General features: G+C 62.1%; 20 protein-coding genes. 16 read left to right on the forward strand and 4 right to left on the reverse strand.

Translation table 11 applies throughout. From position 1 onward, the window contains the following. Positions 1-7: 7 nt before the first annotated feature. Positions 8-400, reverse strand: coding sequence for a DoxX family protein (locus E5X88_RS09425; RefSeq protein WP_292160625.1), 393 nt, complete (start codon positions 398-400; stop codon positions 8-10). 181 nt (positions 401-581) lie between these two features. Here E5X88_RS09425 and E5X88_RS09430 point away from each other — a divergent pair, with 181 nt between their 5' ends. Continuing rightward, a complete protein-coding gene (locus E5X88_RS09430; protein WP_292161029.1) occupies positions 582-1088 on the forward strand; it encodes a hypothetical protein in 507 nt (168 codons plus the stop codon). 138 nt (positions 1089-1226) lie between these two features. Here E5X88_RS09430 and E5X88_RS09435 read toward each other — a convergent pair whose 3' ends face one another. Continuing rightward, positions 1227-2003, reverse strand: coding sequence for a VOC family protein (locus E5X88_RS09435; RefSeq protein WP_292160627.1), 777 nt, complete (start codon positions 2001-2003; stop codon positions 1227-1229). Positions 2004-2237: 234 nt separating this feature from the next. Between E5X88_RS09435 and E5X88_RS09440 the strand changes: the two genes are divergently transcribed. The 5 genes from E5X88_RS09440 to E5X88_RS09460 all read left to right on the forward strand — a co-directional run bounded on the left by E5X88_RS09440 (position 2238) and on the right by E5X88_RS09460 (position 6458). Further along, positions 2238-3602: an NAD(P)-dependent oxidoreductase gene (locus tag E5X88_RS09440; protein ID WP_292160629.1), complete on the forward strand. Its 1365-nt coding sequence runs from the start codon at positions 2238-2240 to the stop codon at positions 3600-3602. Between the two features lie 2 nt (positions 3603-3604). Further along, positions 3605-4918: an NAD-dependent dihydropyrimidine dehydrogenase subunit PreA gene (gene preA / locus E5X88_RS09445; RefSeq protein ID WP_292160631.1), complete on the forward strand. Its 1314-nt coding sequence runs from the start codon at positions 3605-3607 to the stop codon at positions 4916-4918. A gap of 111 nt (positions 4919-5029) precedes the next feature. Beyond that, positions 5030-5548, forward strand: a complete 519-nt coding sequence (locus E5X88_RS09450; protein WP_292160633.1) for an Rrf2 family transcriptional regulator — start codon at positions 5030-5032, stop codon at positions 5546-5548. 12 nt (positions 5549-5560) lie between these two features. Next, positions 5561-6019, forward strand: coding sequence for a carboxymuconolactone decarboxylase family protein (locus E5X88_RS09455; protein ID WP_292160635.1), 459 nt, complete (start codon positions 5561-5563; stop codon positions 6017-6019). 61 nt (positions 6020-6080) lie between these two features. Next, positions 6081-6458, forward strand: coding sequence for a DoxX family protein (locus E5X88_RS09460; RefSeq protein WP_292160638.1), 378 nt, complete (start codon positions 6081-6083; stop codon positions 6456-6458). A gap of 59 nt (positions 6459-6517) precedes the next feature. On the opposite strand, the gene E5X88_RS09465 is transcribed toward E5X88_RS09460, so the two are convergent. Beyond that, positions 6518-7147 (reverse strand): TetR family transcriptional regulator C-terminal domain-containing protein, encoded by a 630-nt coding sequence (locus E5X88_RS09465; RefSeq protein ID WP_292160640.1) that lies wholly within the window; start codon positions 7145-7147, stop codon positions 6518-6520. A 254-nt stretch (positions 7148-7401) separates the two neighbouring features. Between E5X88_RS09465 and E5X88_RS09470 the strand changes: the two genes are divergently transcribed. The 5 genes from E5X88_RS09470 to E5X88_RS09490 all read left to right on the forward strand — a co-directional run bounded on the left by E5X88_RS09470 (position 7402) and on the right by E5X88_RS09490 (position 12343). Further along, positions 7402-8730, forward strand: coding sequence for an aspartate aminotransferase family protein (locus E5X88_RS09470; RefSeq protein ID WP_292160642.1), 1329 nt, complete (start codon positions 7402-7404; stop codon positions 8728-8730). Between the two features lie 69 nt (positions 8731-8799). Continuing rightward, entirely contained in the window at positions 8800-10050 is a 1251-nt protein-coding gene (locus E5X88_RS09475) for a Zn-dependent hydrolase (RefSeq protein ID WP_292160644.1), read from the forward strand. Next, positions 10047-10487 (forward strand): contact-dependent growth inhibition system immunity protein, encoded by a 441-nt coding sequence (locus tag E5X88_RS09480; RefSeq protein ID WP_292160647.1) that lies wholly within the window; start codon positions 10047-10049, stop codon positions 10485-10487. Before E5X88_RS09475 ends, E5X88_RS09480 begins: the two co-directional genes overlap by 4 nt. A 33-nt stretch (positions 10488-10520) precedes the next feature. After that, entirely contained in the window at positions 10521-11972 is a 1452-nt protein-coding gene (gene hydA / locus E5X88_RS09485) for a dihydropyrimidinase (RefSeq protein WP_292160651.1), read from the forward strand. Next, positions 11969-12343, forward strand: coding sequence for a hypothetical protein (locus E5X88_RS09490; RefSeq protein WP_292160653.1), 375 nt, complete (start codon positions 11969-11971; stop codon positions 12341-12343). The genes hydA and E5X88_RS09490 overlap by 4 nt, the downstream gene beginning before the upstream one ends. A 35-nt stretch (positions 12344-12378) precedes the next feature. On the opposite strand, the gene E5X88_RS09495 is transcribed toward E5X88_RS09490, so the two are convergent. Then, positions 12379-12783 carry a cupin domain-containing protein gene (locus E5X88_RS09495; protein WP_292160655.1) on the reverse strand — a complete coding sequence of 135 codons (405 nt, stop codon included), beginning with the start codon at positions 12781-12783 and terminating at the stop codon, positions 12379-12381. 128 nt (positions 12784-12911) lie between these two features. Between E5X88_RS09495 and E5X88_RS09500 the strand changes: the two genes are divergently transcribed. From E5X88_RS09500 to E5X88_RS09520, 5 genes are all read left to right on the forward strand, one after another. Beyond that, entirely contained in the window at positions 12912-13703 is a 792-nt protein-coding gene (locus E5X88_RS09500) for an ABC transporter ATP-binding protein (RefSeq protein ID WP_292160657.1), read from the forward strand. Positions 13704-14106: 403 nt separating this feature from the next. Next, positions 14107-14985, forward strand: a complete 879-nt coding sequence (locus E5X88_RS09505) for an ABC transporter permease (RefSeq protein WP_292160659.1) — start codon at positions 14107-14109, stop codon at positions 14983-14985. After that, the gene (locus E5X88_RS09510; RefSeq protein ID WP_292160661.1) at positions 14982-16136 is read left to right on the forward strand and encodes an ABC transporter permease; all 1155 of its coding nucleotides are present in this window, start codon (positions 14982-14984) and stop codon (positions 16134-16136) included. Before E5X88_RS09505 ends, E5X88_RS09510 begins: the two co-directional genes overlap by 4 nt. An 82-nt stretch (positions 16137-16218) precedes the next feature. Beyond that, entirely contained in the window at positions 16219-17190 is a 972-nt protein-coding gene (locus E5X88_RS09515) for an ABC transporter substrate-binding protein (RefSeq protein WP_292160663.1), read from the forward strand. A gap of 193 nt (positions 17191-17383) precedes the next feature. Continuing rightward, positions 17384-17827, forward strand: coding sequence for a CHRD domain-containing protein (locus E5X88_RS09520; RefSeq protein WP_292160664.1), 444 nt, complete (start codon positions 17384-17386; stop codon positions 17825-17827). Positions 17828-17878 lie beyond the last annotated feature (51 nt).

Here is a 17878-nt window from a genome sequence, read left to right on the forward strand (position 1 = left end):
CGGCTACTCAAGCGCTGCGGCGGTTGTCCAGCGCAAAAGCGCCGGGACCGGCGAACACCAGATAAAGGAAGATGAAGCAGAAGGAGATTGCCGCATCGCCGCCATTGTTGACTGGGAAAAAGCCGCTTGGCATGTGCGCCATGAAATAAGCGATTGCCATCTCGCCGCTGAGAATGAATGCGACCGGCCTGGTGAACAGCCCCAGAACCAGCAGGATGCCGCCGGCGAATTCGAGGATGCCCGCGGTCAGCGACAGCCCGCTCAAGGCGCCGGCATGATCGCTGATGGGAAAATTGAACAGTTTCTGGGTGCCGTGCTCGATGAATTGCAGCGCCGTCATGATGCGCAATGCGGCCAGAGCCTGCGGCCGATATCTGGCAAGACCGTCAAAGAGCTTCATCTAAGACTCCATTTTGCACTCCACCCGGCCATAAATTATCGCCCGGCAATGGACCATTCACTTCCCATGGCCTGCCATCAACAATCGGTGACTGGTCCCCCAGTCTGGCCTTTCATATTTATTCTCGCTATGGTTGCATTCATCTCTTTCTGGTTGTATTGATGTACAGATACTCCAAACCATGTGGGTTCCCTTTGCCATGAAAAAAGTCGTCATCAGCCTGTTCGCAATCCTTGCAGGCACCAGCTTCGCCATCGCCGCCGACGCCGGCTGTGATGCCTTCAAATGGCCGGTGACACGCGAGCAGGCACTGTTTTCGGCAGCGCCCGCCGCACAATCCGGCGGTGCCCTGACGGTCGGGGAAGCGGTTGATTTCACGCTGGCAGCAGTCGATACGATCAGCTTTGCTGTTCCGCCGGAACGTGCACCGGCCGCCGGCACGTTCGCCGCGACGGCAAGCATCGTCGTGCCGCCGGAAGGAGAGCTCCAGATCAGCCTGTCGGACGAAGCCTGGATCGATGTCGTGCAGGATGGCCATGCCGTGAAGTCGGCGGGTTTCAGCGGCGTGAAAACCTGCCCGGGCATCCGCAAAAGCGTGCGTTTCAAGCTGCCCGCCGGTGCTGCCACCATCCAGCTCAGCGGCGCAAAGAAGCCCGATCTCAAAGTTTCCGTGCTGACGCCGGAGTAGTTCTCAAGGAGCGTATGGACAGCGCCCCCTCTGTCCTGCCGGCTTTCGTCGTTCAGAAAGCCAAGCAATTGGCTTCCCGTCCCCACGAGGGGGAGATTGGCTGTAGCAGCCGGTTTCGCAGATCGCGACGCGATGTTGTTACCGCACCGGCGCCATCAGCGCGAAATGGGCGCCTTGCGGATCCGTGCACTGCACGATCCAGCTGCCGCCGGGCACTTCCATCGGGCCCATCAGGATCTTGCCGCCATTGTCGGTCACGCGCCTGGCTGCCGCGTCGATGGCCGCAACATTGAAATAGAACTGCCAGACCGGTACCGGAATCTGCTCGGGCTTGTTCATTATGCCGCCAACAAGCTCGCCGTCGACGGCAAAGAGCTGGTAGATGCCTATTGGCCCCATATCCATCGCATCGCCCTTGGTCCAACCGAACTGGCCGGCGTAGAAATCGACCGCTGCCTTCCAGTCCGACGTGTAAAGTTCGTGCCAGCCGATATGGCCTGGCGTGGTGGCCGGCACCGTTGGCTGGTCGGGGCCATCCGGCTGCAGGAAGTTGAAGATCGCGCCTTGCGGATCGGCGACGACGGCAAAGCGGCCGACGCCCGGAATGTCGTCGGGCTCGCGATGAACCGTACCGCCGGCCTCCTTCAACGATTTCGTCGAGGCATCGACATCCCTGGTGTGGATGTAGCCGATCCAGGCCGGCGGCATGCCCGTCTTGCGCACCTCCTCCGGCTGCGCCATCAGCCCGCCGACGCCGCGCTCGCCGACATTCATGACAATATAGCGCGGCATGCCGGGCGCGCCGTCGAAGGCCTGCGCCTTCCAGCCGACCACGTCAGTGTAGAACGCTTCGGCGGCATCGAGATCGGTCGTCATAAGTTCGTACCAGAAGAAGGGCATCGGGGACTCAGGCATTGTCGTGCTCCTTGGGTTTCCAGTTATCGATCATGCGTGATCCATCCTAGGACGATCTTCGCGACGAGAATCCGACAGCCGAGCGAAAATTGATGGCGCAAGCATTTCAATAACATGAGTGTATGTGTCATGTTTTTGTCCAGCCTTTTCAGTGGCTTGCACCGAAAATTGACCAATTGATAAAAAAATAAAACGTGCTAGCCTCCGACAAGACCACAAGAATGGGGAAGCGGAATGGCGACTGGTCATTTTAAGCGGGGCATTGCCGGCGGCCGGCTTTCGCCTGAGCAGTATGCGGATAATTTTTCCGACCTGCATCCGCCGCTCGATCATCACGAGGCGCTGGTCGAGTCCGATCGCTGCTATTTCTGCTATGACGCGCCGTGCATGAATGCATGCCCGACCTCGATCGATATTCCGCTGTTCATCCGCCAAATCTCGACCGGCAATCCGATCGGCTCGGCCAAGACGATTTTCGACCAGAACATTTTGGGCGGCATGTGCGCCCGAGTCTGCCCGACCGAGACACTGTGCGAAGAAGTCTGCGTGCGCGAGGTGGCGGAGGGCAAGCCGGTGCAGATCGGCCGCCTGCAGCGCTACGCCACCGACGTTGCAATGGCGCAGGACAAGCAGTTCTATGCGCGCGCCGCCCCGACCGGCAAGACGATCGCGGTGGTTGGCGCTGGACCGGCTGGCCTCGCAGCCGCTCATCGGCTCGCCCGCCATGGACATGAGGTGACCATACTTGAAGCCCGCCCGAAAGCCGGCGGCCTCAATGAGTACGGCATCGCTGCCTACAAGAGCATCGACAATTTCGCCCAGGCCGAGGTCGACTATGTCCTGTCGATCGGCGGCATCGACATCCAGAACGGCAAGGCACTTGGCCGCGACTACCAGCTGTCGGACCTGACCAGGAACTACGACGCGGTGTTTCTCGGCATGGGGCTTGGCGGCGTCAACGCGCTGCGTGCCGACGGCGAGGAGGCGCAAGGCGTCACCAATGCGGTGGAGTTCATCGCCGAGCTTCGCCAGGCCAGCGATCTCTCAAGCCTGCCGGTCGGTCGGCGCGTCGTCGTCATCGGCGGCGGCATGACGGCAATCGACGCGGCGGTGCAGTCGAAGCTGCTCGGCGCCGAGGAGGTGACGATCTGTTACCGGCGCGGCCAGGAGCACATGAACGCCTCCGAATTCGAGCAGGATCTGGCCGCCGCCAACGGCGTCACCATCCGCCACTGGCTGCAGCCGAAGCGGGTCATTGCCGAAGGCGGCAAGGTGTCGGGCATCGAACTCGAATATACGGCGATGGATGGCGAAAAACTCATCGGCACCGGCGAGCGGCTGACGCTCACCGCCGACCAGGTGTTCAAGGCGATCGGCCAGAGCTTTGTTCCGGCCGCGCTCAACGGCAGCGGTGCCTTGCTCGAACTGGAAGGCGGCCGCCTCAAGGTCGATGCCGAGGGTCGCACCTCGCTGGCCAATGTCTGGGCCGGCGGCGACTGCATCTTTGGCGGCGACGATCTCACCGTCTCCGCCGTCGCACAGGGCCGCGACGCGGCCGAATCGATCCACCGGGCACTGACCTCGAACGGGAGGGCATGAGCATGGCAGACATCCGCAACAATTTCGTCGGTATCAAATCGCCGAATCCATTCTGGCTGGCCTCGGCGCCGCCGACCGACAAGGCCTACAACGTCATCCGCGCCTTCAAGGCGGGCTGGGGCGGCGTTGTCTGGAAGACGCTCGGCGAGGAGGGGCCGCCGGTGGTCAACGTCAATGGTCCGCGTTACGGCGCGATCTGGGGCGCCGATCGCCGCCTGCTCGGCTTGAACAACATCGAACTGATCACCGACCGCGACCTGCAGATCAATCTGCGCGAGATCAAGCAGGTCAAGAAGGACTGGCCCGACCGCGCGATCGTCGTCTCGCTGATGGTGCCGTGCGAGGAGCATGCGTGGAAGGCGATCCTGCCGGTGGTCGAGGAGACCGGGGCCGACGGCATCGAGCTCAATTTCGGCTGCCCGCATGGCATGTCGGAACGCGGCATGGGTGCCGCGGTCGGCCAGGTGCCGGAATACATTGAAATGGTGGTGCGCTGGTGCAAGGCCAACACTCGCATGCCTGTGATCACCAAGCTGACGCCCAACATCACCGACATACGCAAGCCCGCGCGGGCGGCACACGCAGGCGGAACAGATGCAGTGTCGCTGATCAACACCATCAACTCGATCACCGGCGTCAATCTCGACAGTTTCGCACCGGAGCCGACGATCGACGGCAAGGGTTCGCATGGCGGCTATTGCGGCCCGGCGGTGAAGCCGATCGCGATGAACATGGTGGCCGAGATCGCGCGAGATCCCGAAACGCATGGGCTGCCGATCTCCGGCATCGGCGGCATCACCACATGGCGCGACGCCGCCGAATTCATGGCGCTCGGCGCCGGCAATGTGCAGGTGTGCACGGCGGCGATGACCTATGGCTTCAAGATCGTGCAGGAGATGATCGCCGGCCTGGAAAACTGGATGGACGAGAAGGGCCATGCCTCGCTCGACGATATCGTCGGCCGCGCCACGCCCAACGTCACCGACTGGCAGTATCTCAACCTCAACTACGTCGCCAAGGCGCATATCGACCAGGAGGCCTGCATCAAATGCGGCCGCTGCCACATCGCCTGCGAGGACACCTCGCACCAGGCGATCACCAGTATGGTCGATGGCGTCAGGCATTTCGAGGTGATCGAGGCGGAATGCGTCGGCTGCAATCTCTGCGTCAATGTCTGCCCGGTCGAGAACTGCATCACCATGGAGCCGCTGGCGGCCGGCGTGATGGACCAGCGCACCGGCAAGCCGGTGTCGCCGGTCTATGCCAACTGGACGACGCATCCGAACAACCCGATGGCCAAGGTAGCGGCGGAGTAGGGGCAGCCCGTTGCGGAAAAGCGGCGCCTGCAGGCGTCGCTTTTTTCAAATGGCTATTGCGGATAAAAATTATCCACGATAAACTATATCCATGAATTGGAGATCAGCACGATGAAGCTGGGCGAGGGCGTCGAAGCGGCGATCCACTGCGCCGCCATGCTTGCCGGCGTGGAAGGCGCGGCGACCATGCCGGGTGCTGCCATGGCGGAAGCGTTCGGCCTGTCGCAGAGCTATCTCCTCAAGCATCTCAACGCGCTGACGGCGTCGGGCGTCCTGGAGTCGGTGCCGGGGCCATCGGGCGGTTACCGGCTGGCGCGGCCGGCGGAGCGCATAACATTGCTCGACATCGTGCTCGCCGTCGAGGGGCGAGAGCCGGCCTTTCGCTGCGGCGAGATCCGTCAGCGCGGCCCGGCCAGGCTCGATGCTTCCGCCTATGTCAAGCCCTGCGGCATCAACGTCGCGATGCTGAAGGCCGAGCGCGCCTATCGCGCCGCTCTTGCCGAGGTGCGGCTGTCCGACATCGTGGCGGACTATATCAGCGATGCCGATCCCCGTTCAGTCGCCGCGAACTGCGCCTTTGTCGAGCGCCATCAGCGACCGCAGAAATCGAGCTCAACCAAGCAAGCGTGAAAGGTGAAGACGATGAAACAGAGGCTGCAATTCTTCGGCGCGGCGCCGGAAATCATGAAAGCGGTATCGGCGCTCAACAAGGCGGTCGATGAATGCGGGCTCGAGGAAAGCCTCCTGCACCTGATCAAATTGCGGGCGTCGCAGATCAATGGCTGTTCGTATTGCGTCGAGATGCACAGCCGCGAGGCGCGCCGTGATGGCGAGACCGAACAGCGGCTCTATCTCGTCTCCGCCTGGAAGGAATCGCCGCTGTTTTCCGAGCGCGAACGCGCTGCCTTCGCCTGGACCGAAACGGTGACGAAGATCGCGGACAGCGGCGTGTCGGATGATCTTTACGCAAAAACGCTGGAACACTTTTCGGAAGAGGAACTGGCCAAGCTGACGGTGGCGATCGGCATGATCAACACCTGGAACCGGCTTTGCGTTTCCTTCCACGCCGTGCATCCGATGCCGGCGGCCAAGGCTGCTTGATGGATCGAACCGGGCACGCGGGCTCAGGTCCGCGCGCCCTTTTGGGTGGGAGATCAAGAACATGTTTTCGAATCTTGAGAATGAGATTCTGTTTGCCGCCCGCCTGCTGCTTGGCGGCGCCTTTGTCTTTGCCGGCCTGCGCAACATTCAGAACCAGGCCTTCCTGACCCAGTTGATGGCGACGCGCGGCGTGCCGCAGGCACGGCTGGCGCTGTGGGCCGGCATCATCGTGCAGATCGTCGCTGGAGGGCTGGTGATTGCAGGCATCTGGACTGCTTTTGCAGCCGCATGTCTGATCCTCTTCCTGCTGGTCGCGACACCGATGTTCGATAATTTCTGGGATCATCAGGGTCCGGAGCGTGCCGCCCGCATCAACGGTTTTATCGCCAATGTCGCGCTGACGGGCGGGTTCCTGGCGCTGATGGCGCAGCCACTTTGACAGTTGCCGGACCTCGCGGAGGTAGTTGCGGTGACCTTCTTGGTCGGTGGAGCGGCAGATCAGCCCTTCGGCTTCAGCCCGTCGATGAACAGCTGCTCGAGAAATCTTGCCGCATCCTCGAAGCGGCCGTCGCCGCCGCGGTTGGGCCCGAGCACGGCGCGGACCTGAACGTCGAAATCGGCATAGTGCTGCGTCGTCGCCCAGATCGAGAAGATCAGGTGCCAGGGATCGGTGCGAGCGATCTTGCCGGTGCGCATCCAGCCTTTGATGACGGCGGCCTTCTCGTCGACCAGTGTCTTCAGTTCGCCTTCCAGCATGGGCATGATGCGCGGTGCGCCTTGCAGGATTTCGTTGGCGAACAGGCGGCTCTCGCGTGGGAAATCGCGCGCCATTTCAAGCTTTCGCCTGATGTAGCTGCGCAGTTCGGTCAGGGGATCGCCGATGTCGTCGAGTTCGCGCAGCGGCGCCAGCCAGGTGTCCAGAAGCCGCTGCATCAGCGTCTCGTGGATGTCCTCCTTGCGCCGAAAATAGTAGAGCAGATTCGGCTTCGACATCCCGGCGGCTTCGGCGATCTGGTCGATGGTCGAGCCGCGAAAGCCGTTGGTGGAGAAGACCTCTAGCGCTGCCTCCAGGATGAGCTCGCGCTTTTCCTGCTGGATGCGGGTGCGGCGAGGAGTTGCTGTGTCCATGTCTGTCGTCATCCCTGCAGGACATTGCCGCGAGGGTCATCTGGACCAATTCTCTGGACCAGTTTTTCTCTGGTCTGTGGAGCGCGCCTCAGCTGCCGCATTTCCGCTAGTAATCCCTTGACCGCCGACAGGGCGGTGCTAACGTTTGTCCAATCGGTCAAAAATTGCGTAGCACGAAAACGTCGCGAAGACCAAGCATTGGGAAGACCAAGCGTTAGCCGCACCGAAACAGCTTACAAGGGGAAGTCTTGGTCATGTCCAACCGGCTGAAAGTCACGCCGAACGATCTCAGCGCATTCTGGATGCCGTTCACGGCAAACCGGCAATTCAAACAGGCGCCTCGCATGATGGTGTCCGCCAAGGACATGCATTACACGGCGAGCGACGGGCGCAAGGTTCTCGACGGCACCGCCGGCCTGTGGTGCGTCAATGCCGGCCACTGCCGGCCGAAGATCACCGAGGCGATCCAGAGCCAAGCCGCCGAACTCGATTATGCACCAGCGTTCCAGATGGGCCATCCGATCGTGTTCGAACTGGCGAACCGTCTGGTCGACATCGCGCCGAAGGGCATGGACCATGTGTTTTTCACCAATTCCGGCTCGGAATCGGTCGAGACCGCGCTGAAGATGGCGATCGCCTATCATCGCGCCAAAGGCGAGGGCTCGCGCACCCGCCTCATCGGCCGCGAGCGCGGCTATCACGGCGTCAATTTCGGCGGCATCTCGGTCGGCGGCATCGTCACCAACCGCAAGATGTTCGGCACGCTGCTCGGCGGCGTCGACCACATGCCGCACACGCATCTGCCCGAGAAGAATTCGTTCACCAAGGGCGTGCCCGAGCATGGCGCGGAACTGGCCAACGAGCTGGAGCGCATCGTCGCGCTGCATGACGCCTCGACCATCGCCGCCGTCATCGTCGAGCCGGTGGCCGGGTCCACCGGCGTCATCCTGCCGCCGAAGGGCTATCTGCAAAAGCTGCGCGAGATCTGCACCAAGCACGGCATCCTTCTGATCTTCGACGAGGTCATCACCGGCTTTGGTCGCCTTGGCACGCCGTTTGCCGCCGACTACTTCGGCGTCACGCCTGACATCATGACCACCGCAAAGGGTGTCTCCAACGGCGTCATCCCGATGGGCGCGGTGTTCGTCAAGAAGGAAATCCACGACGCCTTCATGACCGGCCCCGAGCATATGATCGAGTTCTTCCACGGTTACACCTATTCGGGCAATCCGATTGCCTGCGCCGCAGCCTTGGGCACGCTCGACACCTACAAGGAAGAGGGCCTGCTGACCCGTGGCGAGGAACTGGCGCCGTATTGGGAAGACGCGCTGCATTCGCTGAAGGGCGAGCCGAACGTCATCGATATCAGAAACATCGGCCTGATCGGCGCGATCGAGCTGGCGCCGATCCCCGGCAGTCCGACCAAGCGTGCCTTCTCGGCCTTCGTCAAGGCGTTCGAGCGCGGCGCCCTGATCCGCACCACCGGCGACATCATCGCGCTGTCGCCGCCGCTGATCATCACCAAGGGCCAGATCAACGAATTGATCGACCATGTGCGTGAAGTGCTGAGGGCGGTGGACTAGATACTCCACAACGTATAGGGCGGCGACGGGAACCGTCGCCCAATATGTGAATAAATGAGAGGAACTTGAATGGCCGCTCCCGGCGAGAATCTGCGAATCAATTCAGACCGTTTGTGGGATTCGATAATGGAGATGGCGAAGATCGGCCCCGGCATTGCCGGCGGCAACAATCGCCAGACCGTGACCGACGAGGACGGCGAGGGGCGGCATCTGTTCAAGCGCTGGTGCGACGCGGCCGGGCTCGACATGGGCGTCGACGAGATGGGCACGATGTTTGCCCGCCGCGAAGGCACCGACCCCGATCTGCCGCCGGTCTATGTCGGCAGCCATCTCGACACCCAGCCGACCGGCGGCAAGTATGACGGCGTGCTCGGTGTGCTCGGCGGCCTGGAAGTCGTGCGCTCGCTCAACGATCTCGGCATCAAGACCAAGCATCCGATCGTCGTCACCAACTGGACCAACGAGGAAGGCGCGCGTTTTGCGCCGGCAATGATGGCGTCCGGCGTCTTCGCCGGCGTGCTCGACCAGGCCGACGTCTATTCGCACGTCGACAAGGACGGCAAGAAATTTGGCGAAGAGCTCGAACGCATCGGCTGGAAGGGTTCGGAGAAGGTCGGCGATCGCAAGATCCACGCGTTCTTCGAGCTGCACATCGAGCAAGGGCCGATCCTCGAGGACGAGGGCATCGACATCGGCGTCGTCACCCATGGCCAGGGGCTGAAATGGCTGCAGGTGACGCTGACCGGCAAGGAGGCGCATACCGGCTCGACACCCATGCCGAAGCGCCGCAATGCCGGGCTAGGCATGGCGCGGGTGATCGAGCTGGTGCACGAGATCGCCATGGACTACCAGCCGGACGCCGTCGGCGCAGTCGGCCATATGGAGGTCTATCCGAACTCGCGCAACATCATCGCCGGCCGCACCGTTTTCACCATCGACATCCGCTCGCCGGAGAAGGAAGTGCTGGATGCCATGGATGGCCGCATCCGCGAAGGCATCGACACAATCTGCGAGGCGCTCGACATCAAATATCAAATCGAGCAGGTCGGCCATTTCGATCCAGTGACCTTCGATGCGGGCTGCGTCAAGGCTGTGCGGGATGCGGCAGAGCGCCTGGGTTATTCGCACCGCAACATCGTTTCCGGCGCCGGCCATGACGCCTGCTGGATCAACCGCGTTGCGCCCACCGCAATGGTGATGTGCCCCTGCGTCGACGGACTATCGCACAACGAGGCCGAAGAAATCTCCAAGGAATGGGCGGCCGCCGGCGCCGACGTACTGTTCCACGCGGTGGTCGAGACGGCGGAGATCGTAGGGTGAAGCCGCGACGCAATCTCGACGAGGACCGAACGCTCAACGTGCTGTTGGGCTGGAAGGCAGATCCGCCCCCGTATCCAACATCTCTTGTCGAACAGGCCAACATCGCCTTGGCAACGCCGCTGCGGGACCTCTCCAGAGAGCAAGTAAGGCTCCTGATCAGCCAGGGGTTCGGATTGGAATATGTGGTCCCGAAAGCAATCTCCATCCTGATTGAGAACCCGCTGATTGGGGTGACATTCTACGACGGCGATCTGCTCATGAGCTGCCTCAAGATTCCACAGCAATTCTGGATGGAGAACCAGCATCTGTGGATGGAGTTTGATGCGATTTTGCGGTCGCTTGATCAAACCGTCTCAGACATTGGCAAGCACCGACCACAATTTGAGTCCGCCTGGGAGGCTTGGAACAGTCAGGACGCGAGGTCGAAGAAAGCCTAGGCCTGCCAGCGCGAAAATAGGGGAACAACAAAAATGACCAAAGTCATCAGAAACGGCACCATCGTCACCGCCGACCGCACGTGGAAGGCCGACGTGCTGATGCAGCACGGCAAGATCGTCGCCATCGGCTCCAACCTGCATGGCGACCACGAGTTCGACGCCACCGGCTGCTATGTGATGCCGGGCGGTATCGATCCGCACACCCATCTCGAAATGCCGTTCATGGGCACCTATTCGGCCGACGATTTCGAGAGCGGTACGCGCGCCGCCCTTGCCGGCGGCACGACGATGGTTGTCGATTTCTGCCTGCCGGCGCCGCAGCAGTCGCTGCTCGAAGCCTTGCAGATGTGGGACAACAAGACCTCGAAGGCGTCCTGCGACTATTCCTTCCACATGGCGATCACCTGGTGGGGCAAGCAGGTGTTCGACGAGATGGCCACCGTCGTCGACAAGGGCATCACCTCATTCAAGCACTTCATGGCCTACAAGGGCGCGCTGATGGTCGACGACGACGAGATGTATGCGTCGTTCCAGCGCTGCGCCGATCTCGGCGCGCTGCCGCTGGTCCATGCCGAGAATGGCGACGTGGTTGCCGGACTGTCGCAGAAGCTGCTGGCCGCCGGCAATAACGGCCCCGAAGGGCACGCCTATTCACGCCCGCCGGAAGTGGAAGGCGAGGCGACCAACCGCGCCATCATGATCGCCGACATGGCCGGCGTGCCGCTCTATGTCGTCCATGTCTCCTGCGAGCAGGCCCACGAAGCCATCCGCCGGGCGCGCCAGAAAGGCATGCGCGTCTTCGGCGAGCCGCTGATCCAGCATCTGACGCTCGACGAGAGCGAGTATTTCAACAAGGACTGGGACCATGCGGCGCGGCGCGTTATGAGCCCGCCCTTCCGCAACAAATTGCATCAGGATTCGCTGTGGGCCGGCCTGCAGGCCGGATCGCTGCAAGTGGTGGCGACCGACCATTGTGCCTTCACCACCAAACAGAAGCGCAACGGCGTCGGCGACTTCACCAAGATCCCGAACGGCACCGGCGGGCTCGAGGACCGCTTGCCGATGCTGTGGACGACCGGCGTCAATACCGGCCGGCTGACGATGAACGAGTTCGTCGCGGTGACCTCGACCAACATCGCGAAAATCCTCAACATGTATCCGAAGAAGGGCGCCATCGTCGAAGGTGCGGACGCCGACCTCCTCGTCTGGGACCCGAAGCGCAAGAAGAAGATCACGGCCAAGAAGCAGCAATCGGTGATCGACTACAATGTCTTCGAGGGCTTCGAGGTGACCGGCCTGCCGCGCTTCGTGTTCTCGCGCGGCGAACTGTCGATCGAGGAAAGCGAAGTCAAGGCGAAGCCCGGCCATGGTGAGTTCGTCGGTCGTGAGCCGAATGCCGCGGTTAACCGGGCGCTGTCGACCTGGAAGGAAATTTCCGCGCCGCGCAAGGTGGAACGCACAGGCATTCCGGCGACCGGGGTGTGAGCTTGGCTAACCCGGCAGCGATCGTCTCACTGGTGGTGGCGACCATTGCCGCCGGTCCGGCAACGGCTGAGGTCCTGGCCGGTTCCTATGGCAATGATGTCGGTTGTGCCGGTGTACGGCTCGGTTATCAGGACAGCGATGAATATGTCGTGCTGACCGCCGACGGCATCGAAACCTATGGCAGCGGCTGCCGGTTCGCACAGCAATTGATAACGACGCCTGGTACGCAGTCGATGAGCTCAACTTGTTTCGCCGAGGGCGAAGAGGGAACGACGACCGAGACCGTCAAGGTCACCAACAAGGGTGCGGATGGTTTCTTCGTGACCATTCCCTGGCTTGAAGAGATAGGACCGCTGAAATCATGTTCGTGACGGTGCCGATGACGGCCTCTCCGTCGATGCCGACCTCAGGCGACCAGTCCATCCAGTTCCGGCAGCAGGACGACGCTTTCCTGTTCGTTGGGATCGGTGCGGGCGATGACCGCCGAGGCCGGGCTGCCGCTCAGATTGGCCGGCAGATGCGGCACGCCGGCGGGAATGTAGAAGAGGTCGCCGGCCTTGACCACGATCTGCTGCTCGAGCCGGTCGCCATACCAGGTATGGACCTCGCCGGAGAGCACATAGATCGCCGTTTCATGGCTTTCGTGCATATGCGCCTTGGCGCGAGCGCCGGGCGGCATGGTGAGCAAATGCATGCAGATACCGGAAGAGCCGACCGTCTCGGCGGCGATGCCGGCGAAATAACTCAGTCCCTGCTTGCCTTCATAAGAGCTTTCAGGGCGGATAAGATGGCAAGTGGGTTTGGGCGGCATCGGGGAAACTCTCGATCGAGTGGGAACTCTCAGTCGGATAGGACGGGGTAAGTGGAAAGCAACATCGAGAAAAGATCAACCGGCTTCCGGCCGGCGCGGCAGTGGCACAAGAAGGCAGGCTGCGGCCTATGACGGGAGCATCGCCAGCCGTCGTTTCGGCAAGCAAGCTCGGCCTGACCTTCCAGACCAGTGACGGTCCGGTGCAGGCGCTGTCGGATGTCGATCTGACCATTGGCAAGGGCGAATTCGTGTCCTTCATCGGGCCATCCGGCTGCGGCAAGACGACCTTGCTGCGGGTTATCGCCGATCTCGAGAAGCCGACCTCGGGAACTATCTCCGTCAACGGCGTGACGCCTGAGCAGGCGCGCGAAAACCGTGCCTATGGCTATGTCTTCCAGGCAGCGGCACTTTATCCTTGGCGCACGATCGATCGCAATGTGGCGCTGCCGCTGGAGATCATGGGCCTGTCCAGAGCGGAGCAGGCGGAGCGTATCAAGCGCACCCTCGACCTCGTCAACCTCTCCGGCTTCGAGAAGAAATATCCCTGGCAGCTTTCCGGCGGCATGCAGCAGCGCGCTTCGATCGCGCGGGCGCTGGCCTTCGACGCCGATCTTCTCCTCATGGACGAGCCATTCGGCGCGCTGGACGAGATCGTGCGCGACCATCTCAACGAACAGCTTCTGGAACTGTGGGAACGAACCAACAAGACCATCTGCTTCGTCACCCATTCCATTCCCGAGGCGGTCTATCTCTCGACGCGGATCGTCGTCATGTCGCCGCGTCCGGGCCGCGTCAGCGACGTTATCGAATCGACGCTGCCTAAGCAGCGGCCGCTCGACATTCGCGAGACGCCGGAGTTCCTGGCGATCGCAGCGCGTGTTCGTGATGGCCTCAGGGCAGGGCACAGCTATGATGATTGAGGCTGTGGACAGGATTCCGGCTTCGCCTAACGAAGAAGCGGCCAACCATGCCTTCGTCATCCTAGGGCGGAGCAGGCGCGAAGCGGCCTGCGCAGGCCCTAGGATCCATGCCGTGACGTTGGCCGAAGCGCACAAGCGGTTCAGAAAGTGTGCGGGACGAGCGGCAACCCTCCTCACATCGGGAGCATTATTCCGCACCGTTGCGGGGCGGGGAGGTAACGGCATGGATCCTAGGGTCTGCGCCGCGTCGCTTCGCTCCTTGCTTCGCCCTAGGATGACGAGGGTATGGTTGTCCGCTCCCTCTACGCGCGCCGCTTCGCGACCGCTCCGCCCTAGGATGACGAAAACGCGGTCATCCTCTGGCGTTACGCAGAGCGTGTGCCAACCGCGCGGGGCCTGTTAGATGGACTCCTTTCGAGACAAGCTCGTTCCGGTGACCTCGATCCTCTTGGGCGTGGTGGTGGTCTGGTACATTATGGCGGTCATCCTCAACGCGCCGTTCCAGCGCGACCTCGACCGCCGCGCCAACGAGACGCCAGGCGTCGTGGAATTCATCGGCAAGACGATGTCGCAGCCGAAGCCAACGCTGCCGGCACCGCACCAGGTGGCGGTGAATTTCTTCGAGAATACCTTTCTTCGCAGCATCACCTCGAGCCGCAGCCTTGTCTACAATGCCTGGGTGACGCTGTCCTCGACGCTGCTCGGCTTCGCTTTCGGCACCGCGCTCGGCATCGTGATTGCCGTCGGCATCGTCCATGTGGCGACACTCGACCGCAGCCTGATGCCCTGGATCATCGCCTCGCAGACCATTCCGATCCTGGCGGTGGCACCGATGATCATCGTCGTGCTGGCGGCGATCGGCGTCACCGGGCTGATCCCGAAGGCGCTGATCTCGACCTATCTGTCGTTCTTCCCGGTGGCCGTCGGCATGGTGAAGGGGCTGCGTTCGCCCGAGATCACCCATCTCGACCTTATGCACACCTACAATGCCAGCCTTTCGCAGACCTTCTGGAAATTGCGCGTGCCGGCTTCGGTGCCGTTCCTGTTCACCTCGATGAAGGTCGCGGTGGCCGCCAGCCTCGTCGGCGCCATCGTTGGCGAACTGCCGACCGGTGCCGTCGCCGGCATCGGCGCCAAGTTGCTTGCCGGTGCCTATTACAGCCAGACGATCGACATCTGGTCGGCGCTGGTTGCCGGGTCGGTGGTGGCGGCCCTGCTGGTGATGGTGGTCGGCATTGCCGGACGCCTCGTCGACCGCGCCATGGGCGGGAGGCCGGCATGAGTTGGCTGAAGCCGTCCTGGCAAGCGGTAACTGCAATCGTGCTTTGCATGATCGCGGCTGCGCTTGGCGCCATGTCGGCGCCGGAGGCCGCCGCACTGGCGCAACCTGCGTCAAGCGTAGGCTATCCCTATCTCGGCACGAAAGGGCTGATGTTCGGCTTGCTTGTCGTCACTGCACTGGTCTCGATGATCAGGATACCGCCAGTCATCGAAGCAGTGGTGTTGTTCGTCGGTGCGCATTGGATCGCCTGGCTGTTGATCAGCGGCATAAATGGTTTCGAAGGCACGGCGCTGGCGCCGTTCTTTCTGCTGCTTGCGGCAGCCTGGCTGCTCGCCTGGCGTTGCGTCGGCGTCCTGTCGGCAATGCACCCGACCTGGCGCTGGGCGGCGAACGCTTTGAGGCTGATCATCCCGGCGATCTTCGGCGCCTGGATCCTGATCATCTGGGAGGCGGTGACGCGCGGCGCGGGTATTCCCTTTATCCTGCTGCCGCCGCCAAGCGCCATCGGCGCGCGCATCGCCAATTCGCTGCCGGTGCTGGCCGCCGACGTGCGGCAGACCATCTTCAAGGCGGTGATCTTCGGCTACATCGTCGGCAGCGGTGCCGGCTTCCTCGCCGCCATCGCGGCCGACCGCGTACCGTTCCTGCGGCGCGGGCTTTTGCCGATCGGCAATATGGTCTCGGCGCTGCCGATCATCGGCGTGGCGCCGATCATGGTCATGTGGTTCGGCTTCGACTGGCAGTCGAAGGCGGCGGTCGTCATCATCATGACCTTCTTCCCGATGCTGGTGAACACGGTCGCCGGGCTTGCCGCCTCCGGCCATATGGAGCGCGACCTGATGCGTACCTATGCGTCGAGCTACTGGCAGACGCTGTTCAAGCTCAGGTTGCCGGCGGCCGCCCCCTTCATCTTCAACGCGCTGAAGATCAATTCGACGCTGGCGTTGATCGGCGCCATCGTCGCGGAGTTCTTCGGCACGCCGGTGGTCGGCATGGGATTCCGGATTTCGACGGAAGTCGGGCGGATGAACATCGATATGGTCTGGGCCGAAATCGCGGTTGCAGCACTTGCGGGTTCGGTCTTTTATGGCGTGGTCGCTCTTTTCGAGAGAGCCGTCACGTTTTGGCATCCCTCCGTCCGTGGTGGATAGGGCGGTGGCGGGTTTGGAATCAGGAGCGTATCGATAGCTCCTGATCCTAAAGGGTGAACACTTAACTCCAGAGGGTAAAAGCATGAAAAGACTTGTTGTTTCGATGCTGGCCGGCGCGATGTCGCTTGCCGCGTTTCAGGCGATGGCTGCGGACAAGGTGACGCTGCAGCTGAAATGGGTCACGCAGGCCCAGTTCGCCGGCTACTACGTCGCCAAGGACAAGGGTTTCTATGAGGAAGAGGGCCTCGACGTCGAGATCAAGCCGGGCGGCCCCGATATCGCACCGGAGCAGGTGATCGCCGGTGGCGGCGCCGACGTTATCGTCGACTGGATGGGCGGCGCGCTGGCCGCGCGCGAAAAGGGCGTGCCGCTGGTCAATATCGCCCAGCCGTTCAAGAAGGCCGGCATGCAGCTGGTCTGCCCGAAGGACGGCCCGGTCAAGACCGAGGCCGATTTCAAGGGCCATACGCTAGGCGTCTGGTTCTTCGGCAACGAATATCCGTTCTACGCCTGGATGAACAAGCTCGGCCTGAAGACCGAGGGCGGCCCGGACGGCGTCACCGTGCTGAAGCAGAGTTTCGACGTGCAGCCGCTGATCCAGAAGCAGGCGGATTGCATCTCGGTCATGACCTACAACGAATACTGGCAGCTCATCGACGCCGGCTACAAGCCGGAAGAACTGATCGTGTTCAACTACTCGGCCATGGGCAACGATCTGCTTGAGGACGGGCTCTATGCCTTGGAGGACAAGCTCAAGGATCCGGCCTTTGAGGACAAGATGGTGCGTTTTGTGCGCGCCTCGATGAAGGGCTGGAAATATGCCGTCGACAATTCCGACGAGGCGGCCGGCATCGTCATGGACAATGGCGGCCAGGATGAGAACCACCAGAAGCGCATGATGGGTGAAGTCGCCAAGCTGATCGACAACGCCGACGGCAAGCTCGATCCGGCGACCTACGCACGCACCGCCAAGGCGCTGCTTGATCAGAAGATCATCACCAAGGAGCCGAGCGGCGCCTACACGACCGCCATCACCGACAAGGCCATCAAGTAGGGCCATCAAATAGGGCGATCGAGTAGCGGCGATCAACCGGGCCTCGGGGCCTGCAATTTAAAAAGGGGTGGGCGACCGCCCCTTTTTGCTGGGGCGTAAAATCGCCGTTACCGCGTGGAAACATCGGGCTCGCACAACCGTTGTGGCGATGCATCCAGATTCAGCGGATGTCACCGCCATAACGGAGATTTCCATGCGCATGCAATCCTTCTCGCCGATGCTGTCAGTGCTGGCCATTTCGGCTTCCATCCTGTGCGCTTCACCGGCCTTGGCCGACATGATGAAGATGAAGGCGACGCTCGATGGCGCTCAGCAGAATCCGCCCGTCACCACGGCGGGCAAAGGCAGGGCCGATCTCGGCTTCAACACCGCCACGAAACAGCTCAGCTGGAACGTGACGTATTCAGGTCTCAGTGGGCCGGCGACGGCCGGACATATTCACGGACCGGCGGCAAAGGGTGAAAATGCCGGCGTCGTCGTCCCGTTCAAGGGCGCTCCGAAAAGCCCGTTCAAGGGGGCGGCGATTTTGACCGACGCGCAGGCTGCCGACCTGATGGCCGGCAAATATTACGTCAACATCCACACCGCGGCCCACAAGGACGGGGAGATCCGCGGGCAGATCGAGAAGGCGATGTAGCGCAACGTCGCCGAGGGCGACTATGGCTGAATTGACCTGTCGAAGGTTGCG

The organism is Mesorhizobium sp. (assembly GCF_004962245.1).
In the GTDB taxonomy this organism is placed as follows: domain Bacteria; phylum Pseudomonadota; class Alphaproteobacteria; order Rhizobiales; family Rhizobiaceae; genus Mesorhizobium.

Bases quoted from the DNA above. Each gene is read 5' to 3' on its own strand.
- E5X88_RS09500 (WP_292160657.1), top strand. From the start codon at position 12,912: ATGACGGGAGCATCGCCAGCCGTCGTTTCGGCAAGCAAGCTCGGCCTG.
- E5X88_RS09455 (WP_292160635.1), top strand. From the start codon at position 5,561: ATGAAACAGAGGCTGCAATTCTTCGGCGCGGCGCCGGAAATCATGAAA.
- preA (WP_292160631.1), top strand. From the start codon at position 3,605: ATGGCAGACATCCGCAACAATTTCGTCGGTATCAAATCGCCGAATCCA.
- E5X88_RS09425 (WP_292160625.1), bottom strand. From the start codon at position 400: ATGAAGCTCTTTGACGGTCTTGCCAGATATCGGCCGCAGGCTCTGGCC.
- E5X88_RS09440 (WP_292160629.1), top strand. From the start codon at position 2,238: ATGGCGACTGGTCATTTTAAGCGGGGCATTGCCGGCGGCCGGCTTTCG.
- E5X88_RS09470 (WP_292160642.1), top strand. From the start codon at position 7,402: ATGTCCAACCGGCTGAAAGTCACGCCGAACGATCTCAGCGCATTCTGG.
- E5X88_RS09495 (WP_292160655.1), bottom strand. From the start codon at position 12,783: ATGCCGCCCAAACCCACTTGCCATCTTATCCGCCCTGAAAGCTCTTAT.
- E5X88_RS09460 (WP_292160638.1), top strand. From the start codon at position 6,081: ATGTTTTCGAATCTTGAGAATGAGATTCTGTTTGCCGCCCGCCTGCTG.
- E5X88_RS09520 (WP_292160664.1), top strand. From the start codon at position 17,384: ATGCGCATGCAATCCTTCTCGCCGATGCTGTCAGTGCTGGCCATTTCG.
- E5X88_RS09510 (WP_292160661.1), top strand. From the start codon at position 14,982: ATGAGTTGGCTGAAGCCGTCCTGGCAAGCGGTAACTGCAATCGTGCTT.
- E5X88_RS09465 (WP_292160640.1), bottom strand. From the start codon at position 7,147: ATGGACACAGCAACTCCTCGCCGCACCCGCATCCAGCAGGAAAAGCGC.
- E5X88_RS09435 (WP_292160627.1), bottom strand. From the start codon at position 2,003: ATGCCTGAGTCCCCGATGCCCTTCTTCTGGTACGAACTTATGACGACC.
- hydA (WP_292160651.1), top strand. From the start codon at position 10,521: ATGACCAAAGTCATCAGAAACGGCACCATCGTCACCGCCGACCGCACG.
- E5X88_RS09505 (WP_292160659.1), top strand. From the start codon at position 14,107: ATGGACTCCTTTCGAGACAAGCTCGTTCCGGTGACCTCGATCCTCTTG.
- E5X88_RS09430 (WP_292161029.1), top strand. From the start codon at position 582: ATGTGGGTTCCCTTTGCCATGAAAAAAGTCGTCATCAGCCTGTTCGCA.
- E5X88_RS09475 (WP_292160644.1), top strand. From the start codon at position 8,800: ATGGCCGCTCCCGGCGAGAATCTGCGAATCAATTCAGACCGTTTGTGG.
- E5X88_RS09515 (WP_292160663.1), top strand. From the start codon at position 16,219: ATGAAAAGACTTGTTGTTTCGATGCTGGCCGGCGCGATGTCGCTTGCC.
- E5X88_RS09450 (WP_292160633.1), top strand. From the start codon at position 5,030: ATGAAGCTGGGCGAGGGCGTCGAAGCGGCGATCCACTGCGCCGCCATG.